The organism is Gordonia sp. WA4-43 (assembly GCF_020520305.1).
Taxonomy (GTDB): Bacteria; Actinomycetota; Actinomycetes; order Mycobacteriales; family Mycobacteriaceae; genus Gordonia; species Gordonia hongkongensis.
Genome location: NZ_CP084736.1, coordinates 5073967 through 5099041, shown reverse-complemented (window position 1 = coordinate 5099041; position 25075 = coordinate 5073967). Strand labels below are relative to the sequence as shown.

At 67.9% G+C, this 25075-nt stretch carries 33 protein-coding genes and 1 tRNA gene; 26 read left to right on the top strand and 8 right to left on the bottom strand.

Annotated features, from left to right (window positions below; genetic code table 11):
* The first annotated feature begins 2 nt into the window (after nucleotides 1-2).
* A tRNA-Leu gene (locus tag LEL84_RS23165) sits at nucleotides 3-76 on the top strand.
* A gap of 11 nt (nucleotides 77-87) precedes the next feature.
* On the opposite strand, the gene xerC is transcribed toward LEL84_RS23165, so the two are convergent.
* Together xerC and LEL84_RS23155 are read right to left on the bottom strand one after the other, a co-directional pair.
* Nucleotides 88-1272 (bottom strand): tyrosine recombinase XerC, encoded by a 1185-nt coding sequence (xerC, locus tag LEL84_RS23160; protein ID WP_226512876.1) that lies wholly within the window; start codon nucleotides 1270-1272, stop codon nucleotides 88-90.
* Nucleotides 1273-1277: 5 nt separating this feature from the next.
* Entirely contained in the window at nucleotides 1278-1811 is a 534-nt protein-coding gene (locus LEL84_RS23155) for a helix-turn-helix domain-containing protein (protein ID WP_226512875.1), read from the bottom strand.
* Between the two features lie 117 nt (nucleotides 1812-1928).
* Here LEL84_RS23155 and LEL84_RS23150 point away from each other — a divergent pair, with 117 nt between their 5' ends.
* The 5 genes from LEL84_RS23150 (at nucleotide 1929) to LEL84_RS23130 (ending at nucleotide 3914) form a co-directional block, all read left to right on the top strand.
* The gene (locus tag LEL84_RS23150; protein WP_226512874.1) at nucleotides 1929-2150 is read left to right on the top strand and encodes a helix-turn-helix domain-containing protein; all 222 of its coding nucleotides are present in this window, start codon (nucleotides 1929-1931) and stop codon (nucleotides 2148-2150) included.
* Complete coding sequence (locus LEL84_RS23145; RefSeq protein WP_226512873.1) at nucleotides 2147-2584, top strand: hypothetical protein; 438 nt, start codon at nucleotides 2147-2149, stop codon at nucleotides 2582-2584. The genes LEL84_RS23150 and LEL84_RS23145 overlap by 4 nt, the downstream gene beginning before the upstream one ends.
* 1 nt (nucleotide 2585) lies before the next feature.
* Nucleotides 2586-2807 carry a hypothetical protein gene (locus tag LEL84_RS23140; RefSeq protein ID WP_226512872.1) on the top strand — a complete coding sequence of 74 codons (222 nt, stop codon included), beginning with the start codon at nucleotides 2586-2588 and terminating at the stop codon, nucleotides 2805-2807.
* A 119-nt stretch (nucleotides 2808-2926) separates the two neighbouring features.
* Nucleotides 2927-3139, top strand: coding sequence for a hypothetical protein (locus tag LEL84_RS23135; RefSeq protein WP_226512871.1), 213 nt, complete (start codon nucleotides 2927-2929; stop codon nucleotides 3137-3139).
* A 94-nt stretch (nucleotides 3140-3233) separates the two neighbouring features.
* On the top strand, nucleotides 3234-3914 hold the full coding sequence (locus tag LEL84_RS23130; RefSeq protein WP_226512870.1) for a hypothetical protein: 681 nt from the start codon (nucleotides 3234-3236) through the stop codon (nucleotides 3912-3914).
* Between the two features lie 328 nt (nucleotides 3915-4242).
* Here the strand turns inward: LEL84_RS23130 and LEL84_RS23125 are convergent, their stop codons facing one another.
* The gene (locus LEL84_RS23125; protein WP_226512869.1) at nucleotides 4243-4542 is read right to left on the bottom strand and encodes a hypothetical protein; all 300 of its coding nucleotides are present in this window, start codon (nucleotides 4540-4542) and stop codon (nucleotides 4243-4245) included.
* Nucleotides 4543-4601: 59 nt separating this feature from the next.
* Here LEL84_RS23125 and LEL84_RS23120 point away from each other — a divergent pair, with 59 nt between their 5' ends.
* The 10 genes from LEL84_RS23120 to LEL84_RS23075 all read left to right on the top strand — a co-directional run bounded on the left by LEL84_RS23120 (nucleotide 4602) and on the right by LEL84_RS23075 (nucleotide 8686).
* Nucleotides 4602-4985, top strand: a complete 384-nt coding sequence (locus LEL84_RS23120; protein WP_226512868.1) for a hypothetical protein — start codon at nucleotides 4602-4604, stop codon at nucleotides 4983-4985.
* Nucleotides 4982-5233: a hypothetical protein gene (locus tag LEL84_RS23115; RefSeq protein ID WP_226512867.1), complete on the top strand. Its 252-nt coding sequence runs from the start codon at nucleotides 4982-4984 to the stop codon at nucleotides 5231-5233. The genes LEL84_RS23120 and LEL84_RS23115 overlap by 4 nt, the downstream gene beginning before the upstream one ends.
* Before the next feature lie 82 nt (nucleotides 5234-5315).
* Nucleotides 5316-5477: a hypothetical protein gene (locus LEL84_RS23110; protein WP_226512866.1), complete on the top strand. Its 162-nt coding sequence runs from the start codon at nucleotides 5316-5318 to the stop codon at nucleotides 5475-5477.
* Nucleotides 5474-5617: a hypothetical protein gene (locus tag LEL84_RS23105; protein ID WP_226512865.1), complete on the top strand. Its 144-nt coding sequence runs from the start codon at nucleotides 5474-5476 to the stop codon at nucleotides 5615-5617. Before LEL84_RS23110 ends, LEL84_RS23105 begins: the two co-directional genes overlap by 4 nt.
* On the top strand, nucleotides 5614-5856 hold the full coding sequence (locus LEL84_RS23100) for a hypothetical protein (protein WP_226512864.1): 243 nt from the start codon (nucleotides 5614-5616) through the stop codon (nucleotides 5854-5856). Before LEL84_RS23105 ends, LEL84_RS23100 begins: the two co-directional genes overlap by 4 nt.
* 80 nt (nucleotides 5857-5936) lie before the next feature.
* Complete coding sequence (locus tag LEL84_RS24955; protein WP_226514396.1) at nucleotides 5937-6323, top strand: helix-turn-helix domain-containing protein; 387 nt, start codon at nucleotides 5937-5939, stop codon at nucleotides 6321-6323.
* Nucleotides 6236-6613, top strand: a complete 378-nt coding sequence (locus LEL84_RS23090) for a capsid cement protein (protein WP_226512863.1) — start codon at nucleotides 6236-6238, stop codon at nucleotides 6611-6613. Before LEL84_RS24955 ends, LEL84_RS23090 begins: the two co-directional genes overlap by 88 nt.
* A gap of 14 nt (nucleotides 6614-6627) precedes the next feature.
* Nucleotides 6628-7512, top strand: coding sequence for a major capsid protein (locus tag LEL84_RS23085; protein WP_226512862.1), 885 nt, complete (start codon nucleotides 6628-6630; stop codon nucleotides 7510-7512).
* Nucleotides 7509-7772: a hypothetical protein gene (locus tag LEL84_RS23080; protein ID WP_226512861.1), complete on the top strand. Its 264-nt coding sequence runs from the start codon at nucleotides 7509-7511 to the stop codon at nucleotides 7770-7772. Before LEL84_RS23085 ends, LEL84_RS23080 begins: the two co-directional genes overlap by 4 nt.
* Before the next feature lie 200 nt (nucleotides 7773-7972).
* Complete coding sequence (locus LEL84_RS23075) at nucleotides 7973-8686, top strand: hypothetical protein (RefSeq protein WP_226512860.1); 714 nt, start codon at nucleotides 7973-7975, stop codon at nucleotides 8684-8686.
* A gap of 119 nt (nucleotides 8687-8805) precedes the next feature.
* On the opposite strand, the gene LEL84_RS23070 is transcribed toward LEL84_RS23075, so the two are convergent.
* Both LEL84_RS23070 and LEL84_RS23065 read right to left on the bottom strand, forming a co-directional pair.
* Nucleotides 8806-9234: a hypothetical protein gene (locus tag LEL84_RS23070; RefSeq protein WP_226512859.1), complete on the bottom strand. Its 429-nt coding sequence runs from the start codon at nucleotides 9232-9234 to the stop codon at nucleotides 8806-8808.
* Nucleotides 9231-9848: a DUF433 domain-containing protein gene (locus LEL84_RS23065; RefSeq protein ID WP_226512858.1), complete on the bottom strand. Its 618-nt coding sequence runs from the start codon at nucleotides 9846-9848 to the stop codon at nucleotides 9231-9233. Before LEL84_RS23065 ends, LEL84_RS23070 begins: the two co-directional genes overlap by 4 nt.
* 474 nt (nucleotides 9849-10322) lie before the next feature.
* Here LEL84_RS23065 and LEL84_RS23060 point away from each other — a divergent pair, with 474 nt between their 5' ends.
* Nucleotides 10323-11039: an SMI1/KNR4 family protein gene (locus LEL84_RS23060; RefSeq protein ID WP_226512857.1), complete on the top strand. Its 717-nt coding sequence runs from the start codon at nucleotides 10323-10325 to the stop codon at nucleotides 11037-11039.
* Here LEL84_RS23060 and LEL84_RS23055 read toward each other — a convergent pair.
* Nucleotides 10942-11511: a TetR/AcrR family transcriptional regulator gene (locus tag LEL84_RS23055; RefSeq protein WP_226512856.1), complete on the bottom strand. Its 570-nt coding sequence runs from the start codon at nucleotides 11509-11511 to the stop codon at nucleotides 10942-10944. The genes LEL84_RS23060 and LEL84_RS23055 overlap by 98 nt on opposite strands.
* Before the next feature lie 113 nt (nucleotides 11512-11624).
* Between LEL84_RS23055 and LEL84_RS23050 the strand changes: the two genes are divergently transcribed.
* The gene (locus LEL84_RS23050) at nucleotides 11625-13139 is read left to right on the top strand and encodes an MFS transporter (RefSeq protein ID WP_226512855.1); all 1515 of its coding nucleotides are present in this window, start codon (nucleotides 11625-11627) and stop codon (nucleotides 13137-13139) included.
* A 16-nt stretch (nucleotides 13140-13155) separates the two neighbouring features.
* Nucleotides 13156-13374, top strand: coding sequence for a hypothetical protein (locus LEL84_RS23045; RefSeq protein WP_004020299.1), 219 nt, complete (start codon nucleotides 13156-13158; stop codon nucleotides 13372-13374).
* Here LEL84_RS23045 and LEL84_RS23040 read toward each other — a convergent pair.
* Complete coding sequence (locus LEL84_RS23040; RefSeq protein WP_226512854.1) at nucleotides 13371-14225, bottom strand: SDR family NAD(P)-dependent oxidoreductase; 855 nt, start codon at nucleotides 14223-14225, stop codon at nucleotides 13371-13373. The two genes, LEL84_RS23045 and LEL84_RS23040, sit on opposite strands and share 4 nt — an antisense overlap.
* 177 nt (nucleotides 14226-14402) lie before the next feature.
* Here LEL84_RS23040 and LEL84_RS23035 point away from each other — a divergent pair, with 177 nt between their 5' ends.
* The 6 genes from LEL84_RS23035 (at nucleotide 14403) to LEL84_RS23010 (ending at nucleotide 22345) form a co-directional block, all read left to right on the top strand.
* Entirely contained in the window at nucleotides 14403-14750 is a 348-nt protein-coding gene (locus LEL84_RS23035) for an L-rhamnose mutarotase (RefSeq protein ID WP_226512853.1), read from the top strand.
* A 108-nt stretch (nucleotides 14751-14858) separates the two neighbouring features.
* On the top strand, nucleotides 14859-16232 hold the full coding sequence (locus LEL84_RS23030) for an MFS transporter (RefSeq protein ID WP_226512852.1): 1374 nt from the start codon (nucleotides 14859-14861) through the stop codon (nucleotides 16230-16232).
* A gap of 126 nt (nucleotides 16233-16358) precedes the next feature.
* A complete protein-coding gene (gene rhaI / locus LEL84_RS23025; RefSeq protein ID WP_068971034.1) occupies nucleotides 16359-17519 on the top strand; it encodes an L-rhamnose isomerase in 1161 nt (386 codons plus the stop codon).
* A 49-nt stretch (nucleotides 17520-17568) separates the two neighbouring features.
* Entirely contained in the window at nucleotides 17569-19605 is a 2037-nt protein-coding gene (locus tag LEL84_RS23020; protein WP_226512851.1) for a bifunctional aldolase/short-chain dehydrogenase, read from the top strand.
* A complete protein-coding gene (locus LEL84_RS23015) occupies nucleotides 19602-21089 on the top strand; it encodes a rhamnulokinase (protein WP_055474927.1) in 1488 nt (495 codons plus the stop codon). The genes LEL84_RS23020 and LEL84_RS23015 overlap by 4 nt, the downstream gene beginning before the upstream one ends.
* Nucleotides 21090-21109: 20 nt before the next feature.
* Nucleotides 21110-22345 carry an alpha-hydroxy acid oxidase gene (locus tag LEL84_RS23010; RefSeq protein ID WP_055474928.1) on the top strand — a complete coding sequence of 412 codons (1236 nt, stop codon included), beginning with the start codon at nucleotides 21110-21112 and terminating at the stop codon, nucleotides 22343-22345.
* 40 nt (nucleotides 22346-22385) lie between these two features.
* Here the strand turns inward: LEL84_RS23010 and LEL84_RS23005 are convergent, their stop codons facing one another.
* Complete coding sequence (locus tag LEL84_RS23005; RefSeq protein ID WP_226512850.1) at nucleotides 22386-23843, bottom strand: MFS transporter; 1458 nt, start codon at nucleotides 23841-23843, stop codon at nucleotides 22386-22388.
* Nucleotides 23844-23962: 119 nt separating this feature from the next.
* On the opposite strand from LEL84_RS23005, the gene LEL84_RS23000 reads away from it, so the two are divergent.
* Entirely contained in the window at nucleotides 23963-24976 is a 1014-nt protein-coding gene (locus LEL84_RS23000; protein WP_226512849.1) for a LacI family DNA-binding transcriptional regulator, read from the top strand.
* Nucleotides 24977-25075 lie beyond the last annotated feature (99 nt).

The window sequence follows — 25075 nt, the reverse complement described above, 5'->3', positions numbered from 1 at the left end:
TCGCCCCCATAGCCCAATTGGCAGAGGCAGCCGACTTAAAATCGGCCAAGTGTCGGTTCGAGTCCGACTGGGGGCACTGGTCAGGAGCTATTTCGTGCCGTCGGCGCCCGTGTCGGTGACACCGATTGACACATCTCGACCGAAACTCTGCGCCGCGACCTGCAGCGCGTCGTCCTGACTGTGGGCGTACGTCGCCATCGTGAACGCCGCCGAGGCGTGACCCATCCACGCAGCAATGACCGCGATCGGGACGCCACGCAGGTGCATGAGCGTCGCGCACGAATGCCGCGCATCGTGCAGGCGCACACGGCTGATCTGCAGCTCGTCGAGCAACTTTCCCCATCGGAAGGTGAGCAGGTTCGGGTGGTACGGCCGCCCCGCTTCGTCACACGCGACGTACTCCCCGGGCCCGTACGCCTCCCCCAACGCCATTCGCTCCTCGAGCTGACGTTTCCGGGCAGCCTTCAGAACCTCGACCACCTCGTCGGGCATCGGCAACGTCCGCCGCGACCGCACCGATTTCGGCGTCCCCGAGACGATCTGGTCTCCGACCGCGACACGGTTCTCCGAGATGGTGACCGTCTTGGCTTTCAGATCGACGTTCTCCCATCGGAGGCCGGCGATCTCGCCGCGGCGCAGCCCGTACAACGCGAGAGCCCACATGTGTCGGTCTCGGCACTCATGGTCGAGGATCCGGAACATGTCGCGCTGGGCGAGAGTCTTCATCTCGGCGCGTTCACCGGGCACACGATCGACCAACCGGGCGACGTTCCGCACAACGTGGCCCTGCTGCTCCTGGTCGTCGAGTACCGCCGTCAGAAGGCTCAGCATGTAATTCACTGACCGCGGCGACCACACCTTGCGTCCCTCGACCTGTCCGGCGCGCAGCCGGCCGACGAGGTCGTCGATGTCGCGCTTGGTGAGCCGCTGCACCAGGGTGTCGCCGAGTTCGTCTTTCACCACGCTCAGCGCACCCGTGTGCCCGCGCAGTGTCGACGGCTTGAGCGAGTGTTTCGCCGCGAGCCAGTTGTCGATCGCGACGGACGTCGTCAGTTTCGACGCGTGCACGTATGTGCCGGCCGCGACCGATGCCTGCAGCGTCGCCAACTCGTCTCGCGCCTGGCGCTCGGTCCGAAATCGGCGCTTCACCTGACGACGCGCATCGCCGACCCCGACCTCGGTGCGGACCTCGTAGCGCGTCTCAGACTTTCCGGTTCGCCTGTTGGTGACCGAAACCTTGCGAATCTGCGGCGGGAGTTGTTGGCGTGCCATGACTTTCAGCTCTCGTAGATGGTTCCGCCGAGTCGGCGAATCAGGTCGGTGAGTTCGTCGATTCGTTCTTCGTACTGGCGTCCGATCCTCGACCACGTCGCATCGTCTTCCGAGAGCGCGTCGAGGACTTCGCGCGTCTGGGCGTCCATCAGCCGTCGGCGCTCGTTGACCGCGCTGGTTAGGGTGAAATCGGTTGGTACACGGCTCAATCCGGTGAGACCCGCGAACCACGCCGCAGCTTTCGCCGACTCCGTGCCGTAACCCGGCACGATGTCGACGTGCTTGTCGGGCAGGTCTGGATAGAGCAGCTGCATAGGGGGCACGCGGAGGGCCGCTGCCAACACGATCAGCTCCCCGACGTCGAGACTCCGCTTTCGCCCGGTCTCGAGGTCGGAGATGACCGACCGGGAGATCGGAAGACCCAGCGCGGCAGTGCGTTCAGCGAGTTGCGTAGCGGTCACCTTCGGGGTCGACCGCTCACGCTCTCGTTTGATCGCACCCGCGACCCGGGACACAAGATCCTCGCTCCACGTCGTCATGAACACGCAGACTACGCCGGTCCTTGCGTAACAACCACGCACGGAGTAGAACGTGTAGTCACTACGACAAACACCCACAATCGTTCGTAGTGACTACGAATCGAGAGGACTGACTCCATGTCCATGACCGAGGACCGTTCCGAACTCCTCGAGGTGCCTGATATCCAGATCGCGCTCAACGCGAGCAGATCGACCGTCTACCAGCTCATCACCTCGAACGCCCTGAAGACGGTCAAGGTCGGCCGCCGGCGCTACACCACACGCCGGTTCCTGGCCGAGTACATCGCGACACTCGAGGCCGAGGCCGAGAGCTCGCTGGCGCACGGTGGCGCAGCATGAGCAACCGCTACGCCGCCCTTGAGTCCCACGCCGACGCCGGCCTCGGCCTGGACGAACCCGACGTCCGACGGTTCACCCGACCGTGCGAGCGGATCGATCCCGAGGTCGAGGCCTCCCGCGTACCCGTAGACGACTCGCGCGTCGAGGTCGGCGACGCGACCGGAATGCACCTCGACGGCATGCTCACCGCGATCGACGACGGCCACCGCGCCAATCTCGAATCCGAAATCGCGGAGGGATGGCGAGCCTGGGAAACGATGTCCGACAGCGCGGAACGCGATGCGCTGCGTGACTCCCTCTGGTCACTCGAGGATCGCGCCGACGCGCTCGAACACTCCCGGGCCGACCGGCCCGGGCAAGAGAACGGCCCCGGATCGGCGGCAACCGATTCCGAGGCCCAAGTTTCCAACCCCACCAAAGAGCAGGAGAACTGACATGCACGCTACACGCCGCAGCCGACAGGCCGCACCTCCCGTCATTCGGACGGTGACGCCGCTGGCCGCCGACGACGACCTCGTGCGCGACGTCCTGCACGACGCGCTCGCCGTGATCGAACCCGAGACCATCGCCGACCTGCTCGAGCTCGCCGACCTCGTCGAGGACGCCACAGCCTCCCGGCTCGTCCTCCAGACGATGGCCGGAGGTGACCGGCAGTGACGACACCCACACGCCCCGCACCTCACCGCTGCGACTTCGAATGGTGCGAGCAAACCTCGCGGCATCCCGACGACGGCCACACCTGCGATCTCGGATACACGCCGGCGTCGCTGAGCGCCATGAGCGAGATCGGCTACGCCGGGGCGCTGTTCCCGGCGGTCGGTGTCGGTGTTCGCTTTCAGCACGGCGAGCCGGGTGTGTATATGCACCTCGCGGCCCACGCCTGGTCGATCGATGTCGATGTCAACCTCCGTCTCGACGAAGCACGCAAGCTCGCCGAAACGCTTGAATCCGCGCTCGCGCTGCTCACCGACTCCACGCATTCCACCTGACGCTGACGCTCGCGCGGCCGGAAGCTCTTCGGGCCTGCCAGCCCCGGCCGCGCGAGCACCAGCACTCAACCCGCCACCGACCCACGGACAGGACATGACAGCAGCAGACACACCCGAGGCAGGCCCGCCCGTGATCCCAGTCGGTCGGTTCGAATGGGAACGAATCATCCGCGAGGACGCGACGCTGTCGACGAAGCTGAAGGCCGTCGCGTTCGTGTTCGCGACGCACGCGCGGACGGCCGAGGGAGACAGGATCTTCCCCGGCAACGACCAGCTCGCCCGAGGGGCGTCTATGAGCCTCGCCACCTTCAAACGGCACCGCGACGAACTGGTCCGCCGAGGTCTTCTGCAGAAGGCCAAGCAGGGCAACCGGCACCGCAACCTCGCCGACGAATGGCGTCTAACGATGCCCGATCTGATCGCGCCCGCAGCGGTCCCGGCCCGGGCAGGCGAACAGCACGATGTCCAAGAACACCACGAAGACGTTCTCCCAGAGCGACATCAACCGGACACGCCCGCCGCCGAGCAACGAGACGACGCCCATTCAGAGGGTCACCATCCCGGCGAGGGAATTCCGACGCCGTACGAACGGGCTCGTCGTCGCGTCGAGGCTGCGCTCGCTGGCCTCGACGCGGGCACACCCGAGTTCGATCAGGCCCGCGCCGAACTTGTCCATGAGCTGAGTATGCGGGTGACGCCGACCGAGGTACGCGAACTACTCGGCCTGTCGGAGCTCGAATACCGAGCCGCGAAGAAACGGAGGCGATCTGCATGAGAACGTCGCCGAAACCGACACCCGCAGTGAGCCTGTGGACAACTCTGCGGCTCATCCTGGTGAGCCATAGACTCGTAGTCCACGGCTCGTCTAGGCGAGCCACAGACATTTCAACGGCTCATCTGGGTGAGCCACAGACTTTTTCGCTGCTGTCCGCGGACCGTCACGGGACTGTCCGCGGACAATGTCTGTGGCTCAAAATGACCCAAGTCTGTGGCTCATTCCTCGGAGTCTGTGGCTCATTTTCGAAAGTCTGTGGCTCATTTTGGCCGAGTCTGTGGCTCACCCTGGGTGAGCCACCACTGCCCATACACTCACTGCCCCTACTTCACTGTGGCGTCGCCGCCGCCACCGGCCCGCGGCCGGTCACTGCCCACGAGCTGGTGACGACGACGGGGTATCGGTACGCAAGTAGACGCGCGCGACCGGATCGGACCCCCTCGTCGAAATCGATCGGAGTCAGACGGTGAGCCGACTCGACCGCACCGGCGAACCGATCGACGACACCCTTCTCGGTGATGCCACCGAAAAGGCAAACCCGCACGGCCACGACGCGATGTGCGATGGCGGCTGGATCGGTGGCCGCGATGCTGACCACCCGCGCCCGTGCCTGGAATGCCGGCCGCACCTCCGGCAGCTCGCCGACGTCGCGGACTGCACACCCGAACCCCGCCCAGGAGATCCGAGATGAATCACCCCACCGACCGACAGCACCAGGACGAGCACCAGTGCCGCACCGACGGACCCTGCTGGTGCCGTCTCCTCGACCCCGACACCCGCGTGCCCCTCGGCCCGTACGGTGCGGCCGGTCTCGAGATGGCAGAAACCGTCGACGGATTCGGCGACCGCACGTTCTGGGTCGTCCAGACGGCCCACATCGGCCAAGCCGTCGACCACGGCAACGGCCAACCCGCTCACGAAGGCCTCGGGCCGCTGCACCCGGAGTGGTTCGACCGCACCCAGGCCGCACCCCTGCGGTGCGGGCGTCTAACCACCGCCGGGAAACCGTGCCGGTCCCGCGTCGCCGAACCTGGGGCCGCGTGCCCGTCTCACCGAGAGGTCCGCCGATGAGCCGAACAGCCACCGCCGACGAGCTGACCCGCGTGCACATGTCGCTGGTCGCTCTGATGGCCGAGGGCCGCCGCGACGACGCACGCGCGCTGCTGAAGACGCTCGACGTCGAGACCGAAGCCGCGATGTGGGCGCGCGGCCTGTTCGACACGCTGCTGCTGGCCACCGCGCTCGCCGCCACCCTCGGAGTCGAGGACGTACCCGGCTGGCTGCGCGACTTCGGCCGCAGCGACGAGGAACCGTCGTGAGCGCGCGACCTTTTTCGGGGCGCCCCGAAAAAGGTTTTTCCCGGCGCCGGGAATTGGTCACCAGGCCGTCGGGAGCAGCGTCGTGAGAGTCCACGGCCACACCGCGCCCGCCCGAGTCCGCCGCGTCAACGCCGACCGACCAATCCAGTTCCGTGTCGGATCGCTGCTCGTCTCGATGACTGACCACGAAGCACTCGACCTCGCCGACCAGCTCGTCGACGCCGCCGAAGGAGACCCCACGTGACCCACGGACCCGACCCCGCTGCCCGCCGCATCCTCGACGCCGGCCGCCCGCATCGCCGCCGCCCCGAGGACTGGCCCACCCACCGCGGGAAAGCACGCCGCTCCCGCCGATTCCGAACCGCCGGCAGGGCCGAGCGGTGACCACCCCGGACCCCGACGCCATCGACGACGCACGCCGCGCCGCCGCGCTGATCCTCGCCACCCACCGCGACGACCAGCCCGGGCAACGCGAGATCCTCGCCGCCACCGCCGAAGTCGGCCGCGTCGTGCCGCTCGTGCTGCACCTCGCGCGCCTGGCGAGCTGGATCGCCGGCCCGGACCTTGACGCACAACTCACCGCGTACCTGCACGAGCTGACCGTCGACGAGGCGAACCAGTGACCGCGCGCCGACTGACCGGGATTCACCTGACCGAGGACGACGCCGCGTTCCTCGCCGCCGCCCTACGCCAGCTCATCGCGATGCTCTCGGCGAGCTACCGCCGGCCGGTCGCGCGAGTGATCGACCTGGAACGCGACCTCACACGTTCCGTTGCGCATTCCGAACCCGGAACATCGGAACAGTTGGCTGATGGCGTTGTGGGAGAGTCAGTCTCAGGTGACCTGATGGGGTCAGCCGAGGCGGCCAACCGGCTCGGCTGCAGCGCGGAGAACGTGCGCGCGCTCTGTCGACGAGGAGCACTACCGGCCACCCGACACGCCGGCCGATGGCTCATCCCCGCCGAGGCCGTCACCGAACGGACTACCCGAAAGGATCCCCAGTGCCGAACCTCAGCATCGACATCTACGGGCCCGGACGCGACATCACCGCCCGCGCCTCGGCCGCCGTCGCAACGAGCCGCTTCGTGAAGATCAGCGGCAACACCACCGAAGGCGTCCCGGCCGTCGCGCACGCCGACGCCGGCGGCCGCATCGCCGGAGTCGCGAAGTACCCCGCCGCCACCGGCGAACTCGTCGGCCTCGCCCGCGGCGCGTCCCGCGTCGTCCGCGTCGCCGCCGCCGGCACGATCCCCGCATTCGCCGAAGTCGAAGTCGGCGCCGACGGCAAGGCCGTCGCCAAGACCAGCGGCATCGCCGTCGGCTACGCCCTCACCGCCGCCGCGTCGGGCACCGACGCCGCCGTGAGCCTCTACCACTGACAGGAGCACCGATCATGCCCAACGTCCTCACCCCCACACTCAACGACCAGCGCGTCACCGTCGCCGCGATCATGGCGCAGCCCACCTGGATTCGCGCGAAGATCTCCGAACTCTCCGAGGGCAACGAACTGCTGTCGGTGTTCTTCACCGCCCAGGGCGCCGCCGTCCAGGGTGGCGGCATCCTGCACCCGCGACTGTCCGGCGCCGAGCGGTACACCGCCGACGACGTCGTCGAACGAGCACCCGGCGACGAATACCAGCACGTGCGCGCCGTCGATCCCGAATACCGCCTCGCCCTCGTCAAGGACTACGGCGGCTACGTCGAGATCACCGACGAGGAGATCGACCGCGGCGACATCAGCGCACTCAACAACAAGATCGGCCAGCTCACCAACACCCTCGTCCGCAAGCTCAACGTCAAGGCCCTCGAAGCCGTCGACACCGCCGCGCCCGACTCGCTGGCCGCAACCGCGCCGTGGGACCAGTTCCTCACCGTCGGGCCCGCCGAGGACATCACCCCGCACAACCAGCGCCCGCTGGCCGACCTCATCCGCGCCAAGACCCAGTTCACCCGCGACCGACTCGGATTCGTGCCCGACACCCTGCTCGTGTCCGCGACCGACGCCGAGAACCTCGCGATCGGGTACGCCGAGGACCTCGACAAGATCCTCAGCGCCGCGGGACTCACCCTCGAGTCGAACCCGTACGTCGCCGAGGGCCGCGCCTACGTCGTCCAGCGCGGCAAGCCCGGGATCGTCGGCTACGAACGCCAGCTCACCGTCGACATCATCGACGAGCGCAAGAACCGCCGGAAGCTGGTGCAGGCGTACGCCGTTCCCGCGTTCGCCGTCGACCGGCCGCAGGCCGTCAAGGTCATCACCGCGACGGTGACCCCGTGACCGGATTCCTCCGGGCCGACACGATCGCCGCCCACGGCCTCAAGCAGTCGTTCACCCGCGCCGCGGCCGCGACGACCGCGACCGAACGCGACCGCACGCACCGGCAGCTCGTCGACGCCGCGGTCGCCGACGGCCGAATCCCGGCCACCCGCCGGCAGTTCTGGCTCGACCACCTCGCCAAGGCGCCGAACGACACCGCGATCCTCGCCGCCATGGCCGCACCGCCAGTACCACCCCGAGGGGCCTGGCCCGACCGATAGAGAGACTTCGGCGTCAAACTCACCCCACGGCCGTAACGCTCCAGTTCCAGCCAACCCGGGGAATGCATGGCCGCGAGAGCCCCGTCCCGCCAGTGGACTTTCCAACTCGAAGACCGACCAGCGCCGAACCCCCGACGCCCCCCGGACCACACCAGGCCCGGGGGCGTCGGCACATCACCACACCCGCGAGAGGACCTGCCATGCCCATCCTCCTGACCGACGGCCGCCGGTTCTCCGCACGCATCCCCGACCCGCCCCACCACCGGACGCGCACCTGCTGGTCGGACGACCTCGACGACCTCGGCCACATCGACAGAGCAGACGCCATCGTCGGCTGGCGACTGTGGTGGCTCCTGGCCAACGGCGACCAGTGGGGTCTCGCCGAGGCCGCGCTCACCCGACAACCCGACGGCCACCGCGCGTTCGAATCGCTACCCGCAGAGTGCCGAACCGAGGCCGACCTCGCCGGCTGGTACGGCCGCCAACGCCAGCACGCCGCCGGCCCCGACCACGAAGTACCCGACCCCGATTGCACCTGCGGCTACTGCGTCGTGCGCGACCTCGAGGACCTCGTCGACCTCTTCAACGACCGCGAGTGGGCCGCCCGTGTCGACGAACGAGCCCGCACCCGCATCGACGACCTACAGAACATCCCGATCCTCACCTGCGTCTCCGCGTGGGGAGTGTGCGCCGAAGGCATGCCCTACGACCCCTGGGGCACCGCGCGTGTCCAACACTGCGCCGTCCGATACGCCATCCTCCCGGCGACCATGAGCCCCGAATGGGTCGACACCATCACCGGATCCGGACTCCTGAAAGTCCTCGGCACAGCGAACTTCGGCACCCTCCAAGAGCGCCGGATCACCGTCCCGACCCGCAACCGGAAGAAGAAGCGAACCAACCGCCGGCGCTGACCCCCACCCCTCCAAGTATCTGAAGGGGGTGGGGTCACGCGACTCCGCCGGTGAGTGGGATTTTTTTCGCGGGTCACTCCCGTTTTCGGCGCAGACCCACCCCGGGATCCGCTCTGAGCTCAGAGGGGTCCGCAGTCCGCGAGGGCGATCTCGTCTCGGTTCCGAGGCCCCTTTTTCAGGACGAAGAACGTCGGCTCACTGGCGACGCTGGCATCGTCGATCACGTATGCGAGCGCACCGACGAGGACACTGAACTCGCCGTACAGAGACAGACGTCCACGAGCCGCAACCTTGGGTAGACCCAGCCAGTGAAGTCCAGCGTCGCGACATGCGGTGCGCTCTCCCGGCCGCGCGAGCTCATCGAGCTGGTCGATGTCGCCGGTCAGGAACAGGTCCGCACCGAGGTCACGAGCGATCGGAAAGAGCGGTATGTCGTCCTCCCCCTTGTCCGTGTCGACGCCGGCGACGAGAAACTGGTGGGCTGGGAACAGCATCCGGAGTGGCTTCACCATCTTGTTGTTGACGTTCTCGTCGAGGAAGATGTTCACCGCGCTGACCGCACCTGCTCGGCAAACGACACCGCATCGGGGACGTCGGCAGGCGACACCGTCGGGTAGAAGTCCGAGACCTCTTCTGGGGATACGTCGCCATCGGTGACCAGGTCGGCGACGACGTCGAAGGGGACGCGTGTCCCTGCCACGGTCGGCCAGCCACCCAGGCGACGTTCCCGAACCTCGAGCCGGTGGCGGGGGTGCAGGAAGTCGACGACCTCCTGATCCCGGAAGTTCCGGAACGGTGCGAATACGTCGCCGAGGCCCGCAAGCATTTGCTGACCGCGGCGGTGAACGAGGTCCATCGAGATATCCTCGTCGAGCAAAAGGAACACGGAGACGCCGTCGGTCCACAGCTGGTAACGGGAGGGATGGTCTGTCAGGTCCATCTCCTGCAACGCCTGAAAGGCTTTGCGCACCCGCTGTAGGGGGATCTCGCTTCGCAGGTAGACGACTGTGCGGAGAGCAACCAGGTCCCGGAACGAGTAGAGCGCACGGGGGCGGCGCGCAACCTCTGGAACCAGCAGCGGTGTCTTGCCGCCGCGCCACGATGAGAGTTGAGCCGTCGTCGCGCCGGTGAGCGTGACCGTCAGGTCCACTGGGAACGCCACGACGAATCACCACCTCTACTAGGGGAAACGGACGACCAGTTCGTTTCGCGATACCCGATTGAGTACCACACTCGCACTCGTTGACACGACACTGACACAACCCAGTGACACACAGGCAGTCATTATCGGACGACGACGTACGAACGTTCCTGGTCCTCGAACATGCGAGTACACGCACGGACGGGTGTGGTGCTGTTCTCAGCGACTTAAAATCGGCACAGTGTCGGTTCGAGTCCGACTGGGGGCACTTCCGGCCGGGCATTCTCGCCGTTTCGGGTCGACACCTCCGGCGGCGCGTCCAAGTTCTTCGACCCGATCCGCGTCGATCAAACGCATGGCCGTTCAGCCGAATACGTACGTGGACACCGCTTCGATCCCCGCGGTTACATGACTGCCGGTGGTACCGAACGACTCTCGGGACCTCCGGGGCGGCATCGCTCATTTCGAGATCATCCCGAACGTGAGGTGACCACCATGCCGAAGCACACCATCGAGGATCTGATCGCGCTGATCCCACCACCGGTGGCACGGCCGGCGACGGTCGACTGGGCGCTCATCGAACAGCGACTCGGATTCCGGTTGCCGACCGACTACAAGGCACTCGCCGACACGTCCGGACCGGGAGTCTTCTGCGACGACTTCCTCGCGTGGACCGGTCTCCCCTGGACCGACGCGTCGATCGAGGAGGCGGGGCGCCACGCGGTGGCCGACCTCGAGCCACTTCTCGAGGACTTGAGCATCGTGACGTGGGCGCATGACGACGGCACCGACACGGCCGTCGACCTCTCCGGCGATTCGTTGTTCGGGTGGGGACGTTCCACCGACGGCGACTCGGGATACTGGCACCGGACGGGCGACGACCCCGACGGGTGGCCGGTCCTGGTCACCGACGGCGTCATGGTCTGCGACTACCACCGCGGCGGTCTGGTCTCCTACCTGTACGACTTCTGGACCGGCGGCTTCCCGAATCGTCAGGTCTTCGCCGGCCGCGAAGCCACCGGAACGGCTGAGCTTCGAGCAGGTGACCGTCGACTCCTGAGCGGGCGCGGACCCGTCCGCGCCGAGCATGAACAGACGGGCCCGCGGGCTCGGCTCACATACCGGGCCCGCGGATCCCCTCGACCACGAGATCCAAAAGACGCTGCGACTCAACGCAATTACGGCCCAAAGCGATCATGTTCGCGAGCGTGAAGAGTTCGTCGACGGTGAGATCGGCGCGGATTCCACCGGACCACTGGGCGGCGCCGAGGATGTCCGCGCCGGCCACGCGGAGGTCGGCGCAACTGGTGTAGAGCGGGCTCTCGGGGTCGCCCGCCGACGCGATGATGATCTCGGGCAGACCCTGGTACGCCCCGACGTGGCGCGCGAGCGCCCGGACCCACTCGACGAGACGCTCGCCGGGGTCCCGCTGCTCGTCGTCGGCGCGCGCAGACTCCACGAGGGCGGCGGTGTCCTGTCGCATCGCGGCCGCGACGAGCGCCTCGCGAGAGGGGAAGTGGCGGTACAACGTGCCGGCGCCGACGCCGGCACGTTTGGCGATGTCATCGAGCGACGTGTCGATTCCCGACTCACGAAATGCCTCGGCCGCCGTGGCAACGACTTTGTCGTAGTTGCGTCGAGCATCGGCTCGCATCGGTTTCGCCGGCGCGGATGCGCTGGTCATGACACCTCCCGAAGAAACACTTGTAACCGGAGAGCATCTCCGCTTCAATAAGCGGAGACAGTCTCCAATTGGAGACACTCTCCTGTTCGACCTTACCCGCCCGGGAGGCCCTGATGTCCCAGACCACCGATAGCGTCGCTCCCGCGGCAGGTTCCGACACCGCAGGGTCGACGATCGACCGCCGCACCTGGATCGGACTGGTCGTCGTGGTGGCGAGCCAGCTGATGGTGATCCTCGACGGCACGATCGTCACCGTCGCGCTCCCCCGCATCCGTGACGACCTGGGTTTCAGCGAGGTGTCTCAGTCGTGGGTGATGAACGCCTACGTGCTGGCGGTGGGTGGCCTGCTGCTGCTCGGCGGCCGCTTGGGCGACCTGATCGGACGGCGTCGCGCGCTGCTCTACGGCATCGCCCTGTTCACCGCGGCCTCGCTCCTCGGCGGACTCGCCACCAGCGCGTGGATGCTTCTCATCGCTCGCGTCCTGCAGGGCGTGGGAGCCGCGCTCGCCGCACCCACCGCCCTGGGACTGATCGTCGCCAACTTTCCGCCCGGTCCCGATCGCGCCCGGGCCATCAGCTGGTTCTCCCTGGGTGCCGCCTCGGGCGGAGCGCTCGGCCTGCTGCTGGGCGGCGTACTCACCGAACAGCTGTCGTGGCACTGGGTGATGCTGGTCAACGTCCCGATCGGGGTGGCGATCCTCATCGCCGCACCGTTCACCGTCGATGAGACACCCCGGCAGCCCGGTCACCTGGGTCTCTGGGACACCCTGCTGTCCGCGGCGGGCGTCGCGGCGGTGGTCTTCGGCTTCATCCGCGCCTCCGAGGTCTCCTGGACCGACCCGGCGACCATCGCTTCTCTCGCCGTCGGCGCATCGACGCTCACGGCGTTCGCGATCAGACAGCGTCGTACGAGCCATCCCCTGCTGCCGCCCCGATTGGTGAACTCCGCGCGCAAAGCCGCGCCCTTCGTGGTGATGTTGCTCTTGCCCGGCGCGATGATGGGCATGTTCACCTTCATGACCCTGCACCTCCAGGACGTGATGGGTTACAGCGTCGTCGCGTCCGGGTTCGCGTTCCTGCCGTTCATGGTTCTCAACATCGGATTGACGGTCACCGGGATCACCGCCCGTCTCGTCGCGCGCTTCGGTGCGGCTGCGGTGTTGATGGCGGGATTGTCCCTGGCGATCGCCGGGCTCGTGTGGTTGTCGTTCGTCGGGCCCGACTCCACCTTCGCCGCAGCGATTCTGGCGCCCTCGATGATCATGGGTGCGGGAATCGGCCTGTCCGTGGTGCCGGCGAACGTCCTGATCGTGGACAACTCGCCCGCAGCCGACGCCGGCGCCGCCTCGGGCCTGATGCAGGCGCTGTTGCAGGTCGGTGGCGCGCTCGGACTCGCCACGCTGATGACCGTGTTCGGCCCACTCCAACGTAGCGATCCGTCCGAACTGCTACCGGCACAACGATTCTGGTCGGTTCGTCGTTCGCGATGGTCGCCCTGCTCGTGCTCGTGGTCGCCTACCGGCCGCGGCGTGCCGCGGCCGCGTGACCCAACGCGACGACATACGTCACGACGTCGGCGCCCGTGCACCCCTCCGAGTCGATCCGCGTGCATCCCCCGAGCCCGCTGATGATGTACTCGGTGTCATGTCCACTCGGGTTGTCCTGCTCGCCGACTCCTCCGTCGCCCTGCTCACCCTCGGTATCTCGGTGTACTCGATCGCGGTCCTGGTGTGCCTCGGAATCGCGATCAACGCCGCCCGGTTCGGACGCAGACGGGTCGCGATCACGATGGCCTGGGTCGTCGGTGTACTGACCGTGGCCGGTGTCATCATCGCCATCCTGAGCAGCACCGCCGGCGGTTAACCCTCCGGCCGCAACTCCGCGCGTTGCCGATCGATGAATTGCGCGGCAAGCCGATTCGTGAGGCCGGGCGCCAATCGCTGGACGCGCCAGGTGATCCGGGATCGACGCGGGACGACCAGCAGTGGCTGATTCCGCTCGATGGCGGCGAGCGTGTCCCGGGCGAGGCGGTCGGCGTCGTACGCGGTCGACGAACCCTGACTCGCCAGATAGTAAGAGCGACCGACGAATCCGCCGACCGATCCCTTGTCCAGGATCGGGGTCTCCACTGCCGAGGGACACACCGCCAGCACGTTCACCCCGCGGCCCGCGGCCTCGGTACGTAGTGCGAGCGACAGCCCCACGACCGCATGTTTGGTCATCACGTAGCTCGTGATCAGTCCCGCGGCGACGAGCCCGGCCATCGACGCCGTGTTGACGATGTGTCCGGAACGCTGCTCGATCATCACCGGGTACGCGGCCGCGACCCCGTGCACGACGCCCCGGATGTTGACGTCGATGATCGCGTCCCATTGTTCCGGCGTCAGCATCTCGGTCGGACCACCCCAGGTGATCCCGGCGTTGTTGAACATCAGATCCAGGCGCCCCCACTCGGCGACGACCTCGTCGACCACCCGCTGCACAGCGGCGGCATCCGTCACATCCAGTTGCACCGCCCGTGCGGTGCCCGGCCCACCGGACAACGAGTCCGTCACCCGCTGCGCCGCGGGTAGGTCGATGTCCGCGCAGGTGACGTGGGCTCCCCGGGTCACCAGCGCGCGCGTGAGCGCGGCCCCGATACCGGACCCGCCCCCGGTCACGATCGCGATCCTGCCCCCGACATCTGCTCCGCGCGTCTTCCCGAATCCCAGCACGAACAGAGCATGACCGATCCCGTTCCGGCGGGGTGCGCTTTGTGCGAACCGGGTCTTGACATCCTCACAGGCCGCTCTTAGTGTTGCTGCCATCACAAATTGAAACGTTTTAATTCGCCGGGTTGATCCTCTCTCGACGGTCTGCGTTTCCCATCACGTCGTTTGTCAGGAGCAGCCATGTCCGACCCCCAGCGCGTCTGCTTCGTGCTCCAGCTCCGCCCGGAGCGCGTCGAGGACTACCTCGACGCCCACACGGAGGTGTGGCCGGAGATGCTCGACGCCCTGCGCGAGACCGGGTGGCGCAACTACTCGTTGTTCCTCCGCAAGGACGACGGCATGGTCGTGGGTTACCTCGAGACCGACGACTTCGCGACGACCGCCGCAGCCATGGAGGCAACGGACGTCAACGCCCGGTGGCAGGCGCACATGTCCGAGTACTTCCTCCCGGCCACCGGCGGAGACGCCGACGGCGCCAATCCCGACACCATCCGTACCGAACTCCTCGAGTACTTCCACCTCGACTGACCGACATCGAACACACGACGCGTACTGACGGGCACACCGACATCAGCGAACCCGGCTTGACCCCTCCGATCCCGACCCTCTCTACTGATCTCCGACGCTAGGAATCCCATGAAAGTAGGAGCGCGCTCCACCACCGGCTGGCGGGCGACCATCTCGGTTGCCATGTCGAACTACATCGAAGCCGGCTCGATCATCGCGGTCGCCACCAGCCTGACCTTCTGGCAGGACGAGTTCGGCATCAGCAACTTCGCCGTCGGCCTGCTGGCCGCACTGAGCGCCAACGCGTTCGGCGCGGCGGTCGGCGCCGCCATCGGCGGACCGCTGTGCGACCGCTACGGCCGCAAGGCGATCTACACCTACGACCTGCTGGTCTACATGGCCGGCGTGTTGCTCGCCGCCTTCGCGCTCAACTTCACCATGCTGCTGGCGGCGTTCATCATCACCGGCCTCGCGGTCGGCGCGGGCGTACCCGCGTCCTGGACCTACATCGCCGAAGAGGCGCCATCGGTCGAACGCGCCAAACACGTCGGCACCGCCCAGCTCGCCTGGTCGGTCGGACCCCTGATCGGCTTCGCACTGGCGGCCGCGCTCGCCCCGATGGGCCTGCTCGGTTCGCGGATCATCTTCCTGCACCTCTTCGTCGTCGCCGCGGTCGTCTGGTGGATTCGCCAAGGGCTCGCGGAGTCCAAGATCTGGTCCGACGAGGCGGTCAACGAGACCCGTGAGCTCACCGCTTCCGTCGGCGCCCGCGGAATCAAGGGCCTGTTCTCCAAGAAGGTCAACATCACCGCACTACTCCTGCTCGGTGGCATCTACCTCTTCTGGAACACCGTGGCCGGACAGGCCGGCATCTTCATGCCGCGTGTCTACGAGACCGCGGGCGTCGAGAGCGCGGTCCAGCAGAACCTGCTGCAGGTGCTGGTCTGGGGATGCACCGTCCTCGCGACCTACTTCGGCTTCATGCGATATGCCGATCGGGTCTCCCAGCGCGCCCTGTACGTCTTCGGCGCCGCATTGGGCATCGTCGCCTGGATCGTGCTGGTCGCCTTCACCGACAGCGGTGTCGCCACGATGCTCGTCTTCGCGGTCCTGTGGGGCATCTCCTCGGGCATCGGCGCGCAGGCGTTCTACAGCCTCTGGGCCAGCGAGATGTTCGCGACGCCCTATCGGGCCAGCGCCCAGGGCGTCATGTTCTTCGCCGTCCGCACCGCAACCGGTCTGTTGAGCTACTTCTTCCCCACCATGCTCGCGGCCACCGGACTCACCACGGTCGGCATCCTGCTGGTCGCACTGCTCACCGTCGCGCTGATCATCGGCGCCATCGCGGCTCCGGACACCCAGGGCAAGACGCTGCAGCAGATCGAGGTCGAGCGCTACGGCGCTCCGCTGTCACCCGAGCTCATCGAGACACCGGCGTCCGCCGCGCACCCGACCCCGGGCACCAACCCGGCCGCGGAGTCGGGACACAAAGCCCCGGCCTGACACCACGGGCCTGATCGCGCGGTGCGCGATTGAAACGTTCCACCAGATCGACTGTTCCACTCAGACCTCCCCGCCGCCGGCTGACCCCGACGCCGGCGGTGGGGAATCCCAACCGAAAGAAATCTCATGGCCACCTTTGACGAGACGATCCTCGACAACCTCGAGATCGAGCTCCCCTCCTGGGCGTTCGGCAACTCCGGCACCCGGTTCAAGGTGTTCGGCACCCCGGGCACCCCCCGCACCATCCACGAGAAGATCGCCGACGCCGCGAAGGTCAACGAGCTGACCGGGCTGGCACCCACCGTCGCCCTGCACATCCCGTGGGACACCGTCGACGACTACACCGCCCTGGCCGCTTACGCGAAGGATCTCGGCGTCGGCCTGGGCACCGTCAACTCCAACACCTTCCAGGACGACGCCTACAAGTTCGGCAGCCTGACCCACACCGACAAGACGGTGCGGCAGATGGCCATCGACCATCACCTCGCCTGCATCGAGGTGATGAACGCGACCGGTTCGCGCGATCTGAAGATCTGGCTGGCCGACGGCACCAACTACCCCGGGCAGGGCGACATCCGCGGACGCCAGGACCGGCTCGCCGAGTCGCTCGCGACCATCTACCAGCACATCGGCGACGACCAGCGACTCGTGTTGGAGTACAAGTTCTTCGAGCCCGCCACCTACGTCACCGACGTCCCCGACTGGGGCACCTCCTACGCCCACGTGACCGCGCTCGGCGAGCGGGCGATGGTCTGCCTCGACACCGGCCATCACGCGCCGGGAACCAACATCGAGTTCATCGTCGCGCAGCTGCTGCGCCTCGGAAAGCTGGGTTCCTTCGACTTCAACTCGCGCTTCTACGCCGACGACGACCTCATCGTCGGTGCCGCGGATCCGTTCCAGCTCTTCCGGATCCTGTTCGAGGTGATCCGCGGCGGCGGGCTCGACGCCGGGTCGCCGGTCGCTCTCATGCTCGATCAATGCCACAACGTCGAGGAAAAGATCCCCGGCCAGCTCCGTTCGGTGCTGAACGTCGAGGAGATGACGGCCCGCGCACTGCTCGTCGACACCGATGCGCTGACCGAGGCACAGGCCGCCGGAGACGTGTTGGGCGCGAACGCGATCGTGATGGACGCGTTCTACACCGACGTCCGTCCGATGCTCGCCGAGCGTCGTGTCCGTCGCGGCCTGCCCGCAGACCCGATGGCCGCATACGCCGACTCCGGATACCACGAGCGCATCGTCGCCGAGCGTGTCGGCGGTACCCAATCATCCTGGGGCGCCTGAGCCCTCCCCCCGCCCCAGTTCCCCTGAACTCCCGAGGAGATCACCCGCAATGACCAATCCCGCAGTCGCCGCCCTCATCGCGCGGTCCAACCGACTCGGATCGGATCCGAAGAACACCAACTACGCCGGCGGCAACACCTCCGCCAAGGGCTCCGACACCGACCCGGTCACCGGTGAGAGCGTCGAACTGCTCTGGGTGAAGGGCTCCGGCGGCGATCTCGGCACCCTCACCGAGAAGGGCCTGGCCGTGCTCCGGCTCGATCGCATGCGTGCGCTCGTCGACGTCTATCCCGGCCTCGACCGTGAGGACGAGATGGTCGCCGCCTTCGATTACTGCCTGCACGGAAAGGGCGGTGCCGCACCGTCGATCGACACCGCGATGCACGGCCTCGTCGACGCCGCGCACGTCGACCACCTGCACCCGGACTCCGGTATCGCCATCGCGACCGCGGCCGACGGCGAGGTCTTGACGCACAAGATCTTCGGTGACCGCGTCGTGTGGGTGCCGTGGCGTCGTCCGGGTTTCCAGCTCGGGCTGGACATCTCGGCGATCAAGAAGGACAACCCGCAGGCCATCGGTTGCATCCTCGGCGGCCACGGGATCACCGCCTGGGGCGACACCTCCGATGAGGCGCAGGCACATTCGCTGGAGATCATCCGCACCGCCGAGGAGTACATCGCCGCCAACGGTCGGCCGCAACCCTTCGGCGGCCCGATCGACGGCTACGGCGCACTGCCCGCACAGGAACGCCGGGCCAAGGCCGCGGCGCTCGCCCCGTTCATCCGCGGCCTCGCCTCGATGGACAAGCCGCAGGTCGGTCACTTCACCGACGTCGACCCGGTCCTCGAATTCCTGGCGGCAGAGGAGCATCCGCGCCTGGCCGCACTCGGCACCAGTTGCCCGGACCACTTCCTGCGCACCAAGGTCAAGCCGCTGGTCCTCGACCTCCCGGCCGACGCGAGCGTCGAGGAGTGCAAGGAGCGCCTCACGGCACTGCACGAGGCCTACCGCAAGGACTACCGCGCGTACTACGACCGTCACGCCACCGCGGACAGCCCCGCGATGCGCGGCGCCGACCCGGCCATCGTGCTGATCCCGGGCGTCGGCATGTTCAGCTTCGGCAAGGACAAGCAGACCGCACGTGTCGCCGGCGAGTTCTACCTGAACGCCATCAACGTGATGCGCGGCGCCGAGGCCATCTCGACCTACGCACCGATCGACGAGTCGGAGAAGTTCCGGATCGAGTACTGGTTGCTCGAGGAGGCCAAGCTCGCCCGCATGCCGAAGCCCAAGCCGCTCGCCACCCGCATCGCCCTGGTCACCGGGGCGGCCTCCGGCATCGGCAAGGCCATCGCGACGCGTCTGGCCGCCGAAGGCGCGTGCGTGGTGATCGCCGACCTCGACGCCGAGAAGGCACGGGCGGCCGCCGAGGAGATCGGTTCGACCGATGTCGCCATCGGGGTGGCCGCCGACGTCACCGACGAAGCGGCCGTACAGTCCGCGATCGACGCGACGGTGCTCGCCTTCGGCGGCATCGACCTCGTCGTGAACAACGCCGGCCTGTCGCTGTCGAAGTCGTTGCTGGACACGACCGCCGCCGACTGGGACCTCCAGCACAACGTGATGGCCCGTGGTTCGTTCCTGGTGAGCAAGGCCGCCGCACGCGCCCTCATCGACCAGAAGCTCGGCGGCGACATCCTGTACATCTCGTCGAAGAACTCGGTCTTCGCCGGCCCCAACAACATCGCCTATTCGGCGACGAAGGCCGACCAGGCCCATCAGGTCCGGCTCCTGGCCGCCGAACTCGGCGAGCACGGGGTCAAGGTCAACGGCATCAATCCCGATGGCGTGGTGCGTGGTTCGGGGATCTTCGCCGGCGGCTGGGGCGCCAAGCGCGCCGCCGTCTACGGCGTCGAGGAGAAGGACCTGGGCAAGTTCTACGCGCAGCGCACCCTGCTCAAGCGCGAGGTGCTGCCGGAGAACATCGCCAACGCCGCCTTCGCACTCTGCACGTCCGACTTCTCGCACACCACCGGCCTGCACGTGCCGGTGGATGCGGGCGTCGCCGCCGCGTTCCTGCGATGAGCCGATCCACCCGGTCCGCCCAGGTCGCCGCGATCGACCTGGGCGCGACCAGCGGCCGGGTCATGCTGGCCGACGTCTCGCGCGGACGACTCGAGCTCGAACAGGTCGCCCGGTTCACCAACGACCCGGTCCACATCTGGAACGGGCGCAGGTCCGCGCTGCACTGGGATGTCCCGGCGCTGTTCCGCGCCGCGTCGGCCGGCCTCGCCGAGGCGGGCAGGCAGTCCGACGATCTGGTCGGGATCGGGGTGGACTCCTGGGCGGTGGACTACGCGCTCCTGCGGGAGGGCCGCATGATCGGGTTGCCGCACCACTACCGGGACACCCGGAGCGTGGTCGGGGTCGACGCCGTGCACGCCGAACTCGGTCCCGCGGACCTGTACGTGCGCAACGGCTTACAGTTCCTGCCGTTCACCACCGTGTACCAATTGGCCGCCGAAAAGGCCGACGGGTTGCTCGATCAGGCCGACACCGCCCTGCTGATCCCGGACCTCATCACATACTGGCTCACGGGCCGACGCGGCACCGAACGCACCAACGCCTCGACCACCGGATTGCTCGGCATCAACGGGCGGTGGGACACCGCGATGATGGAGCGTCTCGGATTGCCCGTCGGCTTGTTCCCCGACCTCGTGGAGACCGGCACCGACCAGGGCCCGTTGCTCGGCGACGTCGCCGAGCGCCTCGGACTGTCGACGTCGACCCGCGTCACCGCGGTCGCGTCCCACGACACCGCGTCGGCGGTCGCCGCCATCCCGATGGACCCGTCGCGGTCGGCGTACATCTCGTGCGGGACCTGGGGTCTGGTCGGCGTCGAACTCGAGCAGCCGGTCGTCTCCCGCGACGGGTGGAAGGCCAACTTCACCAACGAGGTCGGCGCCGACGGCCGTATCCGCTACCTGCACAACGTGATGGGCCTGTGGCTGCTCAGCGAGACGGTCCGCCAGTACCAGCGCGAAGGGTATCGCGCCGAACTCGGTGAACTGCTCGCGCAGGCCGCCGAGGCGCCGGCGACGGTCGAGATCTTCGACACCGACGACGCCCGGTTCCTCCCGCCGGGAGACATGCCCGGACGCATTCGCGACTGGTACGACGAGCGCGGCATGCGTCCGCCGATGACGCGCGCCGAGATGGTGCGCACGATCGTCGAGAGCCTCGCGGCGGCCTTCGCCGACGGGGTGGCGCGAGCGGCCGAACTGTCCGGCACGACGGTGGAGACCGTCCATCTCGTCGGCGGCGGCTCGCAGAACCGGCTGCTGTGCCAACTCACCGCCGATCGGCTGGGCCTGCCGGTGCAGGCCGGTCCGGTGGAGGCGACCGCGCTGGGCAACGTGCTGATCACCGCCCGCGCCCACGGTCTCATCGATGGCGACCTCGAGGCGATGAGGTCTATCGTCGTCGACAGGTTCCCGCCGCAACACTACGCACCCCGACACTCCCGCGGCACGCGCTCCCGCACCGCGGTGGGGACAGGAAAGGCATGACCATGCAAGGCAGTTCTCCCATGAAGCGTCGAGTTCCCAAGCCGCGCGACCTCGCGCCGCTGATGCAGTTCAAGAAGCCCCAGTTCGACGCGAAGAAGCGCCGCCTCGACGCCGCCCTCACCATCGAGGACCTGCGCGCGATCGCCAAGCGCCGCACCCCGAAGGCGGCCTTCGACTACACCGACGGTTCGGCCGAGGCCGAGCTGTCCATCGGACGGGCACGACAGGCGTTCGCCGACATCGAGTTCCATCCGGCCATCCTGCGTGACGTGTCCAAGGTCGACACCTCGTGCACGATCCTCGGCGGGCGTTCGGAACTGCCGTTCGGCATCGCACCCACCGGGTTCACCCGGATGATGCAGACCGAGGGCGAATACGCTGGTGCGCGCGCGGCCGGCCGGGCCGGGATCCCCTTCTCGCTGTCGACGATGGGTACGGCGTCGATCGAGGACGTCCGGGATGCGAATCCGCACGGCCGCAACTGGTTCCAGCTGTACATGTGGAAGGACCGGGAGCGCTCGATGGCCCTGGTCGACCGCGCGGCGAAGGCCGGGTACGACACCCTGCTGGTGACCGTCGACGTGCCGGTCGCCGGGGCTCGTCTGCGCGACAAGCGCAACGGCATGTCGATCCCGCCGGCGCTGACCGCCAAGACCGTGCTCAACGCCATCCCGCGCCCGCAGTGGTGGATCGACTTCCTCACCACCGAGCCCCTGGCGTTCGCCTCGCTCGATCGATGGTCAGGAACGGTGGCCGAACTGCTGGACACGATGTTCGACCCCACCGTCACCTTCGACGATCTGGCGTGGATCAAGTCGCAGTGGCCGGGCAAGCTGGTGGTCAAGGGCATCCAGACCGTCGACGACGCCAAGGCCGTCACTGCCCTCGGCGCCGACGGCATCGTATTGTCGAATCACGGTGGGCGCCAACTCGACCGCGCACCGATCCCGTTCCACCTCCTGCCCGAGGTGGCCCGCGAGGTCGGCGCGGACACCGATGTCATGCTCGACACCGGCATCATGAGCGGTGCCGACATCGTGGCGTCGGTCGCCCTCGGCGCGCGGTTCACGCTCGTCGGCCGGGCCTACCTGTACGGCCTGATGGCCGGCGGGGAGGCCGGGGTGGACCGGATGATCGAGATCCTCGGCGAGCAGATCGCACGCACGATGCGGCTGCTCGGTGTCGCCTCGCTCGACGAGCTGACCCCCGCGCACGTGACCCAGCTCGAGCGGCTGGTGCCCCGGGCGCGTTCCTGAGGCTCGACTGCCGAGGTCGCGTGGGCATCAGACCGGCCGCCTACGCGACCTCCGCGTCCTCGCGGCGGTGGGCGAAGTGATCCACGAGGCCCACCACCAGCGCGATCAGCACCAGGACCGCGGCCGTCGCCAGTCCGATCTGGAACGCCCGCGCCCAGTCGCCGCCGGTGTTCGCGACCTGGGCGAAGAACACCGCACCGACGAGCGCGATCCCCGCGGCGGCCCCGATGCGCTGACCGGTCTGCAGGACGCCACCGGCGATGCCCGCCTTGGTGACCGGCACCTGGTCGAGGCTGAGCGTGAGGTTGGGCGAGATCACGAGACCGGAACCGATACCCGCCACCAGCAGCGGCAGCGCGGCGGCGTACCCGACACCGGGACCGGACACGAACGCGACGGCGACGATCGTCGCGATCATCCCCACGACCACCAGGCCCAGACCCAGCAACACCAGCGAGCGCCCGACCCGGTTGACGATGTTGCCGCCGACGCTGGCCGACACCGCCGAACCGAGCGCGAACGGGGTCACCGCCAGACCGGCCTGCAGTGCCGAATAGCCCAGGCCCTGCTGGACGAACAGCGTGTAGATGAAGAACACCGTGGTGAACCCGGCGAAGTAGACCATCGCGATGATGCACCCCAGCGTGTACGACCGCATGGAGAACAACGAGAGGTCGACGAGTTGCTGGCGGCCGACGCGGCCCTGCCGGCGTTCCCACAGGACGAACGCGCCGATCAGCACGGCCGCGAGGACGAGCAACAACCATTTACGCCCGCCGGGCCATTCCTGTTCCTGGACCATCGGCAGCATCAGTGCGAACACCCCGGTACCCAGGAGCACGACGCCAACGGGATCGAAACTCCCCCGCAGTGGTTGTTTGAGTTCCTCGGGCCGAGCGGGGATCAACCGTATCGCGGCGACGAAGGCCGCGATGCCGATCGGCACGTTCACGAAGAAGATCCAGCGCCACCCGTCGCCGGACCCGCCCAGCTGGATGAGGACCCCACCGAGCAGCGGCCCGACCGCGGTCGAGATCCCGATGGTCGCGGCGAACATGCCGAAGGCCCGGCCACGCTCGGCCCCGCGGAACAGCAGCTGGATGAGCCCAGAGACCTGCGGCGCGAGAATGCCGCCCGCAACGCCCTGGATCAGGCGGAAGACGACGAGTTGCGTCGGGCCCTGGGCGAACCCACATGCCGCCGACGCCAGCACGAACAGGGACAGCCCGATGAGGAAGGTCACCTTGCGGCCGCGCGCGTCCCCGACCCGGCCGGCCGGGACCAGGACGAGGCCGAAGGCGAGGGCGTAGCCGGACACGACCCACGACAGGTCGGCCGAGTTCGCGCCGAGACCGGATTCGATGGACGGGAGCGCGACGTTGACGATCGAGACGTCGAGAAGGGTCATGAAGCCGACCACCAGGCACACCGCGAGCGCCTTCCAGCGCCGCGGATCGGGTTCGTAGTCCGCGGAGAACGGGCTGGCCGGAGTCGACATGAATCGCCTTTTCTACAGGGGGTACCGCGGGTGTTCGTAGTCAATCAGCTCACGAGATGGGCGACCCTCCCGAGTCCGCGAAACGCGAGGACCGGCATCGCATCTGGTGAGATGGACACATGGGTGTGAGCATGCGGGATGTCGCGGCGGCGGCCTCGGTGTCGGTGGGCACGGTCTCGAACGTGCTCAACTCGCCCGGAAAGGTCTCGCCCGCGACCGTCGCGCGGGTCCAGGCGGCAATCGACCAGCTGGGTTTCGTGCGCAACGACGCCGCGCGTCAACTCCGTGCGGGCCGATCGCGTTGCGTCGGCATGGTGGTTCTCGACGTGGGCAACCCCTTCTTCACCGACATCGCCCGCGCCGCCGAACAACGGGCCGGCGAGCACGACCTCACGGTGCTGCTCGGCACCTCCGACGACGACGAATCGCGCGAACAGGCCTATCTCGACACCTTCGATGAGCAGCGGGTGTTCGGTCTGCTCGTCTCGCCGATCGGCGACGATCTGCGACGGTTCGACTCGCTGCGCCGTCGCGGTACCCCGGTGATCCTCGTCGACCGCGACGCCGGCGGCTCCCCCTTCGATTCCGTCGCCGTCGACGACATCGCGGGCGGGCGGCTCGCGGTGTCGCACCTGTGCGAGACCGGTCGTCGCCGGATCGTGTTCGTGGGCGGACCGCCCGGACTGCGGCAGGTCGCGGACCGCCGCCGGGGCGCGCAGGAGGCGGTCGACGCCGTCGACGACGCCACGCTCGAGGTCGTGCAGACGGCGAACCTGAGTGTGCTGGCCGGACGCGAGGCGGGACAGGCCCTGCTGGCCAGGGCCCCCCGAGACCGACCGGATGCGGTGTTCTGCGCCAACGACCTCCTGGCCATCGGGGTCCTGCAGGCGTTGACGATGCTCGGCGGCGACGTCCGCGTTCCCGACGACATCGCGCTGATCGGTTACGACGACATCGATTTCGCCCGCTCGGCCGTCGTCCCGTTGTCGTCGATCCGGCAGCCGACCTCCCGCATCGGCGTCACCGCGGTCGATCTGCTGATGAGCGCGGCCGACGATCCCGCCGAACGCCACGTCCCGTCGAACCTCGTGTTCCAGCCCGAGTTGGTCGCCCGCGCATCGACACTGGGCTGATGGTGTGACGCACGCCATCGCCGGGTAGACGGTGTGAGGACTCTCCTAATATTGCGTAGTCCTGCAAGTTTGCAGGGTTCTGCAAGTTCCGTACCGTGG

Excerpts from the sequence above, each read along its gene's own strand:
- LEL84_RS23085 (WP_226512862.1), top strand. The coding sequence starts at position 6,628 with ATGCCCAACGTCCTCACCCCCACACTCAACGACCAGCGCGTCACCGTC.
- LEL84_RS23075 (WP_226512860.1), top strand. The coding sequence starts at position 7,973 with ATGCCCATCCTCCTGACCGACGGCCGCCGGTTCTCCGCACGCATCCCC.
- xerC (WP_226512876.1), bottom strand. The coding sequence starts at position 1,272 with ATGGCACGCCAACAACTCCCGCCGCAGATTCGCAAGGTTTCGGTCACC.
- LEL84_RS23005 (WP_226512850.1), bottom strand. The coding sequence starts at position 23,843 with ATGTCGACTCCGGCCAGCCCGTTCTCCGCGGACTACGAACCCGATCCG.
- LEL84_RS23035 (WP_226512853.1), top strand. The coding sequence starts at position 14,403 with ATGTCCGACCCCCAGCGCGTCTGCTTCGTGCTCCAGCTCCGCCCGGAG.
- LEL84_RS23135 (WP_226512871.1), top strand. The coding sequence starts at position 2,927 with ATGAGCGAGATCGGCTACGCCGGGGCGCTGTTCCCGGCGGTCGGTGTC.
- LEL84_RS24955 (WP_226514396.1), top strand. The coding sequence starts at position 5,937 with ATGCTCTCGGCGAGCTACCGCCGGCCGGTCGCGCGAGTGATCGACCTG.
- LEL84_RS23050 (WP_226512855.1), top strand. The coding sequence starts at position 11,625 with ATGTCCCAGACCACCGATAGCGTCGCTCCCGCGGCAGGTTCCGACACC.
- LEL84_RS23150 (WP_226512874.1), top strand. The coding sequence starts at position 1,929 with ATGTCCATGACCGAGGACCGTTCCGAACTCCTCGAGGTGCCTGATATC.
- LEL84_RS23030 (WP_226512852.1), top strand. The coding sequence starts at position 14,859 with ATGAAAGTAGGAGCGCGCTCCACCACCGGCTGGCGGGCGACCATCTCG.
- LEL84_RS23055 (WP_226512856.1), bottom strand. The coding sequence starts at position 11,511 with ATGACCAGCGCATCCGCGCCGGCGAAACCGATGCGAGCCGATGCTCGA.
- LEL84_RS23140 (WP_226512872.1), top strand. The coding sequence starts at position 2,586 with ATGCACGCTACACGCCGCAGCCGACAGGCCGCACCTCCCGTCATTCGG.
- LEL84_RS23120 (WP_226512868.1), top strand. The coding sequence starts at position 4,602 with ATGAATCACCCCACCGACCGACAGCACCAGGACGAGCACCAGTGCCGC.
- rhaI (WP_068971034.1), top strand. The coding sequence starts at position 16,359 with ATGGCCACCTTTGACGAGACGATCCTCGACAACCTCGAGATCGAGCTC.
- LEL84_RS23130 (WP_226512870.1), top strand. The coding sequence starts at position 3,234 with ATGACAGCAGCAGACACACCCGAGGCAGGCCCGCCCGTGATCCCAGTC.
- LEL84_RS23145 (WP_226512873.1), top strand. The coding sequence starts at position 2,147 with ATGAGCAACCGCTACGCCGCCCTTGAGTCCCACGCCGACGCCGGCCTC.
- LEL84_RS23000 (WP_226512849.1), top strand. The coding sequence starts at position 23,963 with ATGGGTGTGAGCATGCGGGATGTCGCGGCGGCGGCCTCGGTGTCGGTG.
- LEL84_RS23155 (WP_226512875.1), bottom strand. The coding sequence starts at position 1,811 with ATGACGACGTGGAGCGAGGATCTTGTGTCCCGGGTCGCGGGTGCGATC.
- LEL84_RS23060 (WP_226512857.1), top strand. The coding sequence starts at position 10,323 with ATGCCGAAGCACACCATCGAGGATCTGATCGCGCTGATCCCACCACCG.
- LEL84_RS23045 (WP_004020299.1), top strand. The coding sequence starts at position 13,156 with ATGTCCACTCGGGTTGTCCTGCTCGCCGACTCCTCCGTCGCCCTGCTC.
- LEL84_RS23115 (WP_226512867.1), top strand. The coding sequence starts at position 4,982 with ATGAGCCGAACAGCCACCGCCGACGAGCTGACCCGCGTGCACATGTCG.
- LEL84_RS23020 (WP_226512851.1), top strand. The coding sequence starts at position 17,569 with ATGACCAATCCCGCAGTCGCCGCCCTCATCGCGCGGTCCAACCGACTC.
- LEL84_RS23015 (WP_055474927.1), top strand. The coding sequence starts at position 19,602 with ATGAGCCGATCCACCCGGTCCGCCCAGGTCGCCGCGATCGACCTGGGC.
- LEL84_RS23010 (WP_055474928.1), top strand. The coding sequence starts at position 21,110 with ATGAAGCGTCGAGTTCCCAAGCCGCGCGACCTCGCGCCGCTGATGCAG.